This is a genomic window from Nitrobacter hamburgensis X14 (genome assembly GCF_000013885.1).
Lineage (GTDB): Bacteria > Pseudomonadota > Alphaproteobacteria > Rhizobiales > Xanthobacteraceae > Nitrobacter > Nitrobacter hamburgensis.
Map to the genome: position 1 here is coordinate 38,569 of NC_007959.1, position 12,647 is coordinate 51,215.

Consider the following 12,647-nt stretch of genomic DNA (forward strand, 5'->3'; position numbering starts at 1 on the left):
AAACAAACAAGTTTTAATTGCAAAGACTCGCTCCTTGGCATCTTGCTCTGGCGATAATTCCGTATGGATTGTCCGCTCAGATCTCGGAGAGGAAATACGCAATGCTGTACGTGGATATTCCGAGTTCTGTCGACATCGCGGCCTTGACCTCCCATCGAGGCGATCTCTGTGTTTCGATCTACTTGCCGACCACACCCGTCACTCAAGAGGCCCAAGGCCACCGGATCGAGCTCAAGAATCTCGCGAAGCAAGCGATTGAGCAGATCCACGCGGCAGGAGGCGACAGGCACCGGGCGGCGCTGATTGCCGAACAACTGGACGATCTCGTCGACGACGACGAGTTCTGGCGCTTTCAGGCGCACAGCTTGGCTATCTTCGCGACACCGGAGAATTTGCAGACGTTCCGTGTCCCCAATGCACTCGCGCGCATCGTCAGCGCGTCGGATCGGTTTTACGTGAAGCCGCTGCTACGAGCCGTAAGTTTTCCGAATGCCTGTTACGTGTTGGCGTTGGCGCAGCGGAGCGTTCGGCTCGTCGAAGTGTCAGCCGACCTGCCGGCGGTGCCGGTCGAGGTCGAGGCGATGCCGCAGGATGCCGGGCGGGCCGTGCGGGGCGTGGGTGAGATCGATCATTGGCCGAGCGGCCGGATTCAGGGCGCAGAGGGTCAAAAAGTGTTGCTGCGTCAGTTCGCCCGGAAGGTCGATCGGGCGTTGCGGCCCCTGTTAGGCGGCAGCGGTCTGCCGCTCATCCTCGCAGCGGCCGAGCCATTGGCTTCAATCTATCGTTCCGTGAACACCTATTCTCAACTCGCCGAGGCGGGAATCGAGGGCAGTCCCGAGGGTTTGACCGAGGCTCAACTCGCTGAGCGGGCGCGCCCCATCTTGGACGAACTCTACCGGGATGAACTCGCAACCTGGCGGGCGCTCTTCCAGCAACGTGAAAATCAGGGCCGGGCGACAACGGATGTCGCCCAGGCAGCGCGTGCGGCAACGTTCGGCGCCGTGGACATGATCCTGGTCGATATCGACCAGATCATTCCCGGGCGGATCGACGAACAAGGGGCAGTCAGCTTCCCCGAGCAACAGGACGAGGGTGAATATGGCGTCGTCGACGAAATTGCGGCACGCGTCCTCGCGGCAGGCGGCCGGGTAATCGGAGTGCGCAAGGCCGACATCCCGCGCGAGGGGACGTTGGCGGCGATCCTGCGTTATCCGGTTTAGGGCGGCTGATCGGGTTCGCGTCACTGGCGCGCGGTGGGTCGGATACGGATCGCGTCGACTGGAGCCGATAATCATACCAGGAACTATTGACGTCGAACGGGGTAGTAATCTTGGCAAACCCGCGCTGCTTTGCGTTACGGCCGTATCAGACAGCAAGACGCTTCAATTTCGGAGAACCGACATGCCTAGCCCGTACATCAACGATCAAGCAGCACGCGCTAAAACTGCGGCTCTACTCGGGCGCCTGCTCGCGGACAGCTACATCATTTATGTGAAGACGCAGGGATTCCACTGGAACGTTGTTGGACCGCAATTTGAACCGTTGCACACGCTGTTTCAGGATCAATACACTGAACTCGCGCAGGCGATCGATGAGATCGCCGAACGGATCCGCGCACTCGGCGTCAAGGCGCCCGGCAGCTTTGCTGAATTCCAGACATTGACGTCCATCGGCGAAGAAGCGGATGCGCCGGCGGCCGATGCGATGATCAGCCAGCTATTATCCGATCACACCACTGCCTCGCGTACCGCCCTGCAGGTGGTGACAGAGGCCGGGACACAAGGAGATGTTGCAACAGCGGATCTCGCGACGCAGCGGGTGACGCAACACGAAAAGACGGCCTGGATGCTGAGCAGCCTCCTGCAACGTAGCAAGTAACGCGACGACATAGGTGTGTGCCCTCCCAGGCTCGCGACAGCGACTGCGAGGAAGGCCAAACATGCAAATGGATCGGAGGGCCGAATGACCGCAGCGCATCTGGACAGCTTTGGAGCCGCCTCGGAGCTTAACGTCGGAAATCGCTCATACACGATTTACCGTCTGGATGCCCTCAAGCGAGCCGGTTTTGCAGTCGAGCGCCTGCCCTATTCACTGCGCATCCTGCTTGAAAACCTGCTCCGGACCGAGAACGGCGCGTCGGTCAGCAGGGCCGATATTGAGGCGCTTGCAGGCTGGCAGCCGAACGCGTCGGAGCGCACCGAGATCGCGTTTCAGCCGGCCCGCGTACTGTTGCAGGATTTCACAGGTGTTCCGGCGATTGTCGATCTTGCGGCGATGCGTGACGCCATGGTCCGGCTCGGTGGCGATCCCGCCAAGATCAATCCCCTGCAGCCAGTTGAACTCGTCATCGATCATTCGATCCAGGCCGATGCGTTCGGAGTTCCGGGCGCGATGGCGATCAATCAGATGCTCGACTACAGCCGCAACGGCGAGCGCTACGCGCTGCTGAAATGGGGCCAGCAGGCGTTCAAGAATTTTCGCGTCACCCCGCCGAACAGCGGGATCTGCCATCAGGTGAACATCGAATATCTGGCACGGGTCGTGTTCGGAGCAGACGAGCTGGCGAGCAAGGTAGGTGAGGGCGGCGATACGCGGTCGCTCGCCTATCCCGACACGCTGGTCGGGACCGACTCCCACACGCCGATGGTGAATGGCCTTGGTGTCCTCGGCTGGGGCGTCGGCGGCATCGAGGCCGAGGCGGCCATGCTCGGTCAGCCGATCTCGATGCTGATCCCGGAAGTGATCGGTTTCAAGCTCGCCGGCAAGCTTCGCGAGGGCGCGACCGCTACCGATCTCGTGCTCACTGTAACGCAGCTGCTGCGCAAAAAAGGCGTTGTGGGCCGGTTCGTGGAGTTTTATGGACCAGGTGTCAGCAACGTGCCCGTCGTCGACCGCGCGACCATCGGCAATATGTCGCCGGAATACGGATCGACATGCGCGATCTTTCCGGTCGATGTGGCCACGATCGACTATCTGCGATTGACCGGACGTTCCGAGGAGCGGGTGGCGCTCGTCGAAGCCTATATGAAAGAACAGGGGCTCTTTCACGACAGTGCCGCGCCGGAGCCGGCTTTCAGTGACACGTTGGAGCTTGATCTTGGCGACGTCGAACCCAGCATTGCAGGTCCCGGACGGCCGCAGGATCGCGTGCCGCTCGGCCGCGCCAAGGCGGCCTTCGAAGCCTCTCTGCCGTCGCTCCTGCCGCCCGAACCGCCGCGCAGTCAGAAAGGCGCGGACGCGCGGATTTCGGCCGACGAGCGGCTGACTGTCTGGGGCGAGTCGACGGCAGGAGAGGTCCGGCCGGGAGCGATGCAGCCGCACGTGGGTAGGGCTGAAGCGCTGGAGCACGGCTCCATCGTGATCGCCGCCATCACGAGCTGCACCAACACGTCCAATCCCTCTGTGATGCTGGCGGCGGGCCTCCTCGCCAAGCGCGCGGTCGCGCGCGGGCTGAATCGCAAGCCATGGGTCAAGACCTCGCTTGCGCCCGGATCACGGGTCGTGACGGCCTATTACGAGCGCGCCGGGCTGACGCCCTATCTCGATCAGCTTGGCTTCAATCTCGTCGGCTACGGCTGCACCACCTGCATCGGCAATTCCGGCCCTCTCCCGGCCGAGATTTCCGAGGAGATCCGAAGCAGGAACCTCGTCGTCGCCGCGACGCTGTCCGGCAACCGCAACTTCGAAGGCCGTATCCACTCCGAAGTGCGAGCGAACTATCTGATGTCGCCACCGCTTGTCGTGGCCTTCGCGCTTGCCGGACGAATCACGATCGATCTGGAAACCGAGCCGCTTGGCCACGATCGAGAGGGGCGCCCGGTATTCCTGCGCGACCTCTGGCCCAGCCAAGAGGAGATCCAGCGGACCCTGCAGCAAGCGATCGGATCCGATCTCTATCGTGAGAACTATCGCGAGATTTTCGCCGGCGATGAACAATGGCGCGCCTTGGCGGCTCCCTCCGGCGACATCTATCAGTGGAACGAGAGCTCGACCTATGTGCGCAGCCCGCCCTTCTTCACGGACATGCCCCATACGGCTCCTGAGCAGGTTGCAGAGATCCGCGGGGCGCGTGTGCTTGCAGTGTTCGGCGACAGTATCACGACCGACCATATTTCTCCTGCCGGAACGATTCAGCAGGGCTCGCCTGCAGGACAGTATCTGGTCACGCAAGGCGTGGCTCCGAAGGAGTTCAATTCCTACGGTGCGCGTCGCGGCAATCACGAAGTGATGGTGCGCGGGACGTTCGCCAATGTGCGGATTCGTAACCGGCTCGCTCCGGACACCGAAGGCGGCTGCACCATCCATCTCCCCAGCGGCGAACAGACGCCGATTTACGAGGCAAGCCAACGCTATCTTGCGGACGGAGTTCCGCTGATCGTTCTCGCAGGCCGGGACTACGGGTCCGGCTCAAGCCGGGATTGGGCGGCGAAGGGACCCTACCTGCAAGGCGTGCGTGCCGTCATCGCCGAGAGCTTCGAGCGGATTCATCGGTCGAACCTCGTCGGGATGGGGATCGTGCCGCTGCAATTCGTGGAGGGAGCGTCAGCGGCGAGCCTTGGGCTCACGGGTCGGGAGACTTTTGATATTGAGGGTATCACCGCCGGGGTCGCGAGCGGGTTCGCCACATCGCGCCGACTGACGGTGCGCGCCTATAGCGAAGACAATAGCGCGATCGCGTTCGAGGTCAGCGCCCGGATCGAAACGCCGCAAGAGGTGCTCTATCTCCGCCACGGCGGGATCCTACGGTACGTGTTGCGTCAGCTGTTGGGCGAGCGGTCGGAATTATCAGCGGCACCAGCCCGCAAGCCGCATCCGCTCCCGCCCGACGGCAAGCAGGATGGAGCCGTGGACGAGGGTTCGATTCAATCCTTCCCGGCCAGCGATCCGGTGTCGTACACGGGTAGCACGCGCGTTTAGATTGAGGAGGCGAACGTGGCAAACAATTCCAGGCCGAACCTGGTCGGCATCAATCACGTAGCTCTGGAAGTCGGAAACGTCGAGGAGGCACTCTCTTTCTACGGCGCAATATTCGACTTTGAACTGAGGGGAAGCCACCTGGACGAGGCAGGCCGGACGACCATGGCTTTCATCGACATGGGCGACCAGTTTCTCGCGCTGAGCGAGGGCCGCAAGCAGGGTCCCGACGACGCGCGGCATTTTGGTCTTGTCGTCGATGACCGCTCGAAAGTGCGCGAACTCGCCGAACTGGCGGGGGCGAGGATGGTCGAAGGTTCGTTCAACTTCTTCGACCCGTGGGGCAACCGTGTCGAAGTGGTTGAATACCGCGACGTGCAGTTTGCAAAGACGGATGCCGTTCTGAATGCGATGCAGATCTCGCCCGACAAATCCGAGAGGGCGAGAGCCGAGTTGAGGGAGAAGGGCATCGGCGTGGCCCCGACCTAGACTAGAATTCACGCTCCGGTCTCGTTGACAAGCGTTTGATTTTGAATCGATTTGCGAGACGCATATCTCCGTACTTTGCAACCTATCGTGGGTACGCCAGAGTCGCTGGAGCCAACTCCGCTGCCGATTGCGTTGGTCTTTATCTCTATCTATGGCATCCTAGGCTCTGGTTCGAATGTTAGCATTCGGAATCCGAAGGCTGGTGGCAAGTCCCGGGCGTTGGGTCGGCAAGGAGCGATACGCACATGTCGAAAATGCAGATGTTCAAATCTCATGAACGTTCGGTAGAGCGCTCGCTTGACGAACTTTACAACGACGATGCCGAACGCGCGGATGCCGAGGTATTCGGCCGGAAAGTCTCCGCGAGCCGCCGCGGTTTTCTCGGCGGAGCCGGCCTTGCCGCGATGAGCGCGGCGGTTGGTGGTGCGATCCCATTTGCTGCCAATATGCCGGGCGGGCTGATTCCAGCGGCGCTCGCGCAAAATGCGCCTGCTGCCGGCGAGTCTCCAGCCCCGGCGCCGAAAGGGCCGCAGCATTTACAGTTTCCTGGTAAGAGTGATGGGCTCGTTGTGCTCGGTGATCGGCCACTGGTGGCGGAGACGCCAGAGAACCTGCTCGACGACGACACCACGCCGACCGACAAACTGTTCGTGCGCAACAACGGCCAGATTCCGGAGGAAAGCAAGGACCCGGATAAGTGGTCCTTCGTCATCGATGGCGAGGTCAACAACAAGCTGACGCTGACGCTTGGCGAACTCAAGGCGAAGCACAAGCCGGTCACCCGCCGTCTGGTGCTCGAATGCGGCGGCAACGGCCGCTCCTTCTTCACGCCGCAGGCGCGCGGCAACCAGTGGACCAATGGCGGCGTCGGCTGTCCGGAATGGACCGGCGTCAAGCTTGCGGACATCATCAAGAGCGCCGGACTGAAGCCGTCGGCGGTGTTCTCCGGCCATTACGGCCGCGACCTGCATCTCTCCGGCGACGAGAGCAAGCCGACATTGTCGCGCGGTGTGCCGATCAAGAAGCTGATGGATGAGAACAACCTCATCGTCTTCGCGCTGAACGGCAAGCCGCTGCCGAACATTCACGGTGGGCCGGTGCGACTGTTCATTCCCGGCTGGCCGGGATCGCTATCGGCGAAGTGGCTGAGCCGCATCTGGATCCGCGACAAGGAGCACGACGGCCCGGGCATGACTGAGTTCGCTTATCGCGTGCCGATCAAGCCGATGATCCCCGGCGCCAAGGGCGATCCGAAGAATTTCCAGATTCTGGAATCCATGCCGATACGCTCGATCATCACCAGTCCCGCCAACGGCGATAAAATCGCCGCCGGCACCAAGGAGATCAAGCTGCGTGGCGCGGCCTGGGCCGGCGACTTCACCGTCGATCACGTCGATGTCTCGACCGATTTCGGCGCGACCTGGACGCGGGTTAAGCTGTCGAAGCCGAAGAACAAGTACGACTGGCAGCGCTGGACCACGACCGTGAAACTGCCGACCGACGGCTATTATGAAATCTGGGCGCGCGGCACCGACTCGAGGGGCGTCATGCAGCCGCATATGGCCGGTTTCTGGAATCCGCAGGGCTATGGCGGCAACGCCATGCACCGGATTGCTGTTTTGGTGGGTTGATCGGAATGATGCCTTTGCACACTCGCACGGCTGCCGCGCGCATTGCGCGGCAGCTCTTTCTGGCCGCGGCGGTGTTGCTCGCGACCGGCATCATGGCACGCGCGCAGGACGAAGCGCCGGAGGATTATCCGCCCGGCGACGGCCGCGACGGCGCCTTTTATGCCTGCACCGCGTGTCACGGCTTTAAGCTGGTCGCGGCACAAGGAATGAGTCGCGTCCAATGGGACGCGACGATTAATCTCATGACGTCGAAGCATGGCATGCCCGCCATTGAGGGCAGGGATCGTGAAGTTGTACTGAACTATCTGGAGGCGGCGTTCCCGCCGCGCGCCATACCGAGCCGCGGCTTCCAGAATCCGTTCATCAAGTAGCGGCGCGCTGATCGCTGTTGCCGGGCGCGGTATGAAGGAAAGCTTTGTGCCGTTGATCCCGCATCCAGCGGCGGCGGCGTCGCAAGGAAGAAGTCTTGAGCCTGCCACCTATCGTCCGGGTTAAGCCAATTGGGCGGAGCGCCGGAGGGCTAGGTTCGCATCAGGCGCAGCGTGCCTTTAAAGGATCATGGAGGCTACAACCGGGGCCGTTTGGAACGGGCAAGCGAATAATTCCCATTACCGGATCACAGAACTGGTCTTACCCTCCTCAACGTCAGCTGGACTGCGGCAATTCTCAGGGGTGCTGACGGGGAACAATCCCGGGAATAATTTTAAGATGCGCCAGATGCGCGGCGCTCCCCTCAGAAGCAAGTGCAGCGAGTGCCGCAAGTTCATGGCCGCAAACTGGGGACGTCACATCTGCCGTTCCTGCCTTGAAGCGCTTGCAACTGGCTGATTGCGTTTCATGGTATCGCAGAAACTCTCCAGCTCGTTTGCTGGCGGTTTTTGTTTTGGGCAGCAATCCTGCGCAGGACGTTTACCGACTTTGCTGAGGCTGCGTTACGGCGTTCGTTGCATTATCGACTGACTTCTGATGCGTGCCGCGCCCGGTGTAGAAAACGGAAAGACTGAGCAGCAGCACGAGGATTGCGCCGCCGATAGTCCAGCCGATGTAGACGCGATTAATATTGTTTGTTCTTCTGTAAACTGCCATGCTGCGCTCCATTACGAACAACAACCTCACCCTGCCGTGACCGTTCCTAACGCGCCCGTTCACGGGTGCGTGATAGCATCGGATAAGAGCTGGAAGGTTCGCCGCCCGTCCTTACGCATAGGGCAACCGATAACATGAGTTCGATTCCGTGCGCCGTGCAATTCGGCATACTTCACAGCCTGGTCGGCTGTGGCCGATAGTTCACGGGGCCAAGTTCGGCGCCGATTAACAACCCAAGGCTCGCAGCAGCAACGCCTCTCAGTGGCTTTGTAATGCCTTCGAAAGAGGAAGAGGCGGCAAGGGCAAAGCGAGCTGCTGAAGTGCTGCCGACGCTCTTGAAGGACTTGGACGCGCCGCCGATCGATGCTGCTGCGTGTGCACGGCTGGAATATCTGATCGCAAGGCGTGGCAGCGAAACCGTGACGTGAGGCCTGTGCGCGGGTAGTTCTGGACGCTTGATTTCTGGGCAGTTTGGGCTGTGCAAGGGTATTGACGGTTTTCGGATGGAGCTGACACAAGGCCTCGTCATGTGATGAGGCCCGCCGCGCATATTGTAGCGGTGATCGTCAAGCCGCTGCGATGATCGTCAAGGTGCGTCTGAGGTTGTAGGCGATTGCGGTGAGACGAATCTGAGCGGCGGCCTTGGCCAGTCCTCGCCATCGCATTCGGCGCAGCCCGTAGCTTCGCTTCCAGGTGCCGAAGATCTTCTCGATCCGACCTCGTATCCGATGAATGGGTTGGTTCCAGGCAGCAAGGCGTGCCAGCGTTTCGGCTTCATCGCGCCCCCGCATGCCGGTGGCGACAATGCGCGGTGTGCCGCCCCTGGCGCGGACGGCATCGCCGAAATGGTTTCCCCGATAGGCGCTGTCGGCAAATACCTCGCCGGGATTGTCGGGCAGTGCTGCGGGGCCGGCCTTGCCATCGTTGATGTTGGCGGGCGTGACGCGATTTGTTCCACAAGCGCCGTATCGGCATCGGCGCCAACATGGGCCTTGAAGCCATGAACAGCCGGTTTGCCCTTGTGCTTGATGCTGTGGACGGCGCCCACTCTTCGGCATCGAAGTGCCATAGGGTGGTTGCGTTGGAGCAAACCACATTGAGGGGAGCCGTCCATGAGCGAGGTTAGCACGATTGATCTTGATATTGCGAAGTCGGTATTCCAGGTGCACGGGGTCGATGTTGCGGGCGCGGTTGTAGTACGCAAGCGCATCAGTCGCGCAAAGGTGTTGGAGTACTTCGGTGAGCTGCCGCCGTGCATGGTCGGGATCGAAGCCTGCCCATCCGCACATCACTGGGGCCGCGAGCTTCAGGCGCTCGGTCACACGGTTAAGCTGATCCCGCCGAGTTATGTGAAGGCCTACCTCAAACGCAGCAAGAACGATGCGAATGATGCGGCGGCGATCTGTGAGGCGGTGACGCGACCGTCGTTGCGGTTCGTCCCGATCAAGACGAAGGAGCAGCAGACCGCCTTGATGCTGCACCGGACCCGGCAATTGCTGGTGCGCCAGCGCACGATGTTGAGCAATGCCCTGCGCGGGCACTTGGCCGAACTTGGCATCGTGTCGGCCAAGGGGCGCAATGGAACGGAAGAGTTGCTCAGAATTGTTGCGGATAGTGCAGATAGCCGGCTTTCCACGGCCGTCCGCGGCAGCCTCGATGTGCTGGCGCAGCAGTATGGTACTATCGGCACCGAGATAGCATCCATCGACAAGGGCATCATGGCCCTGCACCGCGGCTGTGAGGCGAGCCGTCGGCTGTCGGAGATCCCGGGCATCGGCCCGATCGGCGCAACCGCATCGGTTGCCGAGATCGGTGACTGGAAGACATTCTCATCGGGGCGCAGTCTTGCGGCCTGGATCGGGTTGGTGCCGAAGCAACACAGCCCGGCGGCAAGGACAGGCTCAGGGCAATCGATATTTGCGGTGGCTGCTCGTCGTCGGCGCAATGGTCGTCATCTGCTACGCACGCAAGCACGGAACGCAGAAGCGTCCCTGGCTCGGCCGATTAATGGAGCGTCGGCCAACCAAGGTGGCGGCCGTCACGCTCGCCAACAAGATCGCGCGGATGGCCTGGGCCATCATGGTCCGCGGCGAGAGATACAAGGAGCCGAAACTAGTGGATCGCGTCTGACATTTGAATCCGGGATGGGATTCCCATCTGACTGGATGCATGCGAGTCTGGCGCATGCGAACCGGAATTTTCATCACCCTTAAGCCTGCCGACCGCCGCCATCTGAAGGCGCTGGCGCGGAATCGCAACACCCCACACAAGCATGTTTGGCGGGCCGAGATCGTACTGTTGAGCGCGGACGGTTTCGGCACCCATGAGATCATGCGCCGGACCGGCAAGTCGAAGACCTGTGTGTGGCGCTGGCAGGAACGCTTCATGGTGGCGGGTTATGACGGCCTCCTGCACGATAAGACACGCCCCTCGCGCATTCCGCCGCTGGGGTCGGGCATCGCTGAACGCGTCGTGGCGCTCACCCGGACCGAGCCGCCAGCAGAGGCGACCCACTGGACCTCGGCCATGATGGCGAAGGTCGTCGATATCAGCGCGAGTTCCGTTCAACGCATCTGGCGCGCCCATGGGCTGCAGCCGCACCGGGTGAAACAGTTCAAGCTCTCCACTGACCCGCGCTTCGTCGACAAATTGCGCGATGTCGTCGGCCTCTATGTCGATCCGCCCGCCCATGCCGTCGTTCTCTCGGTCGATGAAAAAAGCCAAATCCAGGCGCTCGACCGCACCCAGCCCGGCTTGCCAATAAAGAAGGGTCGCGCCGGGACGATGACCCACGACTACAAGCGTCATGGCACGACGACACTGTTTGCGGCCCTCAACGTCCTCGACGGCACCGTCATTGGCCGCAATATGCAGCGCCATCGGCACCAGGAGTTCATCCGCTTCCTCAACGCCGTCGAAGCGCAGGTGCCGCCGCGAAAGCAAATCCACGCTATCGTCGACAACTATGCAACCCACAAGCACCCGAAAGTGCGCCAGTGGTTGGCCCGGCATCCCCGCTGGGCCTTCCACTTCACGCCCACATCAGCATCCTGGCTCAACGCCGTCGAGGGCTTCTTCGCCAAACTCACAAAACGACGACTGAAACGCGGCATCTTCCGATCGGTCGTCGACCTGCAGGCTGCAATCAATCGCTTCGTAATCGAACATAACGCCGAACCGAAGCCCTTCACATGGACTGCCGATCCCAACAAAATTATCCGAGCCGTCAGACGCGGGCACCAAGTGTTAGATTCCATCCACTAGCGCTGGCAGCATAAAGCACGCCAGCAGATAGTCGGCGCATCAATTGGCGAGGGCATGACGACGTAATGCAGATACGGTTGTTCCGGAGATTGAGAGAACCCGCTTGGGTCAACGCACCTATTCTAAAGTGCGTGAGTTTGTTTGGGACTCGATCCGCGCAGAGCATTAGGGCCAGCGGCCACACCTGCCGCATCAACAGGCCGGACACGTGACCGCACCCGACCAATGCTGCAAAACGTCAGAAAGTTCTTGCCAGGGCGCCGTCCACACGTGACCCAATGCGCCTCGCCATCATCTTCGCTGGCCGATGCGATGATCGTCGCATCGACAAGCGTGCCGGTCTTGACCCGGATCGCTTTGGCCTTCAATTGGCCGGTGATCGCCTCGAACAGGGGCTTGTCCAGTTTATGATCTACAAGGGCCTTGCGGAAACGAACGAAGGCCGTGCGCTCGGGCGTTGGCTCCGAAGCTGAAAACCCGCAGAACCGCCGAAAGGAAGCTCGATCGTCCAGCGCTTCGGCGAGCTTCACATCAGACAAATCGTACCAGACTGCCAGCAGCATCGCCTTGAACAACGCGAGAGGCGGCCACGCCGGCTCGCCCTTGGCCGCGCAGGAAATTAAGCTCACATGGCGCTCGATCGCCGTCCAATCGATCAGGTTCGAAAGCTCATCCAGCGACGAGCGCGGGCGGTAACCCGCAGCCGAAAATGAAAATGTCTCCTGACCAATCCGACGGCGCCCCATTCCAAACCTCAATCCGTTGCTCAAACGGATGGAATCAAAAGCAACGCGCCGCGTCCAGAACTACCCGCTCACAGGTCTCAACGTTACTCATTCAGGCGATCATCGAGTCGGAGGAAAACGAGAATGCTTGGTCGAGCCGGTCATCATCGCCATAGCGTCGGTTATGTCGTGGCGGCCGCAATGGCCGGAGTGCGGCCTTGCATGGATTGAGGCATTCGACAGCATTCCGTTGCTGGTGATCGTCGAGGTCATGCGAGACCTTGATTTGTTCAAGGAACAGTCAATCGCGCGCTACCTATCGATGATCATACACAACAACCTGATGAAGGTGCTGGACCCTCCGCCCGACCCAAAGCCGGCGCGCAAGGCCTACGTCTACAAATGTGGGCCGCGGAAGCCCAAGGTTGGACAAGCATTGGCGTAACGGCTAAGGGAAGGGCGCGGAGTGATGTCATCCGCGCCCTTTTTCTTGGGCGCGATCGCCCCATCATCCGTCGTGAAAGCCGAAGCGTTCTGG

General features: G+C 61.1%; 12 protein-coding genes. 9 read left to right on the forward strand and 3 right to left on the reverse strand.

The window, feature by feature from the left end:
• Window positions 1-101 precede the first annotated feature (101 nt).
• From NHAM_RS20900 to NHAM_RS20925, 6 genes are all read left to right on the forward strand, one after another.
• Window positions 102-1,220: a hypothetical protein gene (locus NHAM_RS20900; RefSeq protein ID WP_011505003.1), complete on the forward strand. Its 1,119-nt coding sequence runs from the start codon at window positions 102-104 to the stop codon at window positions 1,218-1,220.
• A gap of 181 nt (window positions 1,221-1,401) precedes the next feature.
• Complete coding sequence (locus NHAM_RS20905) at window positions 1,402-1,878, forward strand: Dps family protein (RefSeq protein ID WP_011505002.1); 477 nt, start codon at window positions 1,402-1,404, stop codon at window positions 1,876-1,878.
• Between the two features lie 84 nt (window positions 1,879-1,962).
• Window positions 1,963-4,917 carry an aconitate hydratase AcnA gene (gene acnA, locus NHAM_RS20910; RefSeq protein WP_011505001.1) on the forward strand — a complete coding sequence of 985 codons (2,955 nt, stop codon included), beginning with the start codon at window positions 1,963-1,965 and terminating at the stop codon, window positions 4,915-4,917.
• 15 nt (window positions 4,918-4,932) lie between these two features.
• Window positions 4,933-5,403, forward strand: a complete 471-nt coding sequence (locus NHAM_RS20915) for a VOC family protein (protein WP_011505000.1) — start codon at window positions 4,933-4,935, stop codon at window positions 5,401-5,403.
• 245 nt (window positions 5,404-5,648) lie between these two features.
• On the forward strand, window positions 5,649-7,034 hold the full coding sequence (locus NHAM_RS20920; protein WP_011504999.1) for a sulfite oxidase: 1,386 nt from the start codon (window positions 5,649-5,651) through the stop codon (window positions 7,032-7,034).
• A 5-nt stretch (window positions 7,035-7,039) separates the two neighbouring features.
• Window positions 7,040-7,405, forward strand: coding sequence for a hypothetical protein (locus tag NHAM_RS20925; protein WP_011504998.1), 366 nt, complete (start codon window positions 7,040-7,042; stop codon window positions 7,403-7,405).
• Between the two features lie 538 nt (window positions 7,406-7,943).
• Here the strand turns inward: NHAM_RS20925 and NHAM_RS20930 are convergent.
• The gene (locus NHAM_RS20930; RefSeq protein ID WP_157043810.1) at window positions 7,944-8,120 is read right to left on the reverse strand and encodes a hypothetical protein; all 177 of its coding nucleotides are present in this window, start codon (window positions 8,118-8,120) and stop codon (window positions 7,944-7,946) included.
• A 566-nt stretch (window positions 8,121-8,686) separates the two neighbouring features.
• A complete protein-coding gene (locus tag NHAM_RS20935) occupies window positions 8,687-9,178 on the reverse strand; it encodes a transposase (protein WP_245270108.1) in 492 nt (163 codons plus the stop codon).
• Between the two features lie 54 nt (window positions 9,179-9,232).
• Between NHAM_RS20935 and NHAM_RS20940 the strand changes: the two genes are divergently transcribed.
• The gene (locus NHAM_RS20940) at window positions 9,233-10,333 is read left to right on the forward strand and encodes an IS110 family transposase (protein ID WP_245270109.1); all 1,101 of its coding nucleotides are present in this window, start codon (window positions 9,233-9,235) and stop codon (window positions 10,331-10,333) included.
• Window positions 10,305-11,384: an IS630 family transposase gene (locus NHAM_RS20945; RefSeq protein WP_081434946.1), complete on the forward strand. Its 1,080-nt coding sequence runs from the start codon at window positions 10,305-10,307 to the stop codon at window positions 11,382-11,384. The genes NHAM_RS20940 and NHAM_RS20945 overlap by 29 nt, the downstream gene beginning before the upstream one ends.
• A gap of 122 nt (window positions 11,385-11,506) precedes the next feature.
• Here the strand turns inward: NHAM_RS20945 and NHAM_RS20950 are convergent, their stop codons facing one another.
• Entirely contained in the window at window positions 11,507-12,130 is a 624-nt protein-coding gene (locus NHAM_RS20950; protein ID WP_011504997.1) for an IS5/IS1182 family transposase, read from the reverse strand.
• Window positions 12,131-12,257: 127 nt separating this feature from the next.
• Here NHAM_RS20950 and NHAM_RS20955 point away from each other — a divergent pair, with 127 nt between their 5' ends.
• Window positions 12,258-12,554 (forward strand): hypothetical protein, encoded by a 297-nt coding sequence (locus tag NHAM_RS20955; RefSeq protein WP_157043811.1) that lies wholly within the window; start codon window positions 12,258-12,260, stop codon window positions 12,552-12,554.
• The last annotated feature ends 93 nt before the right edge of the window (window positions 12,555-12,647 follow it).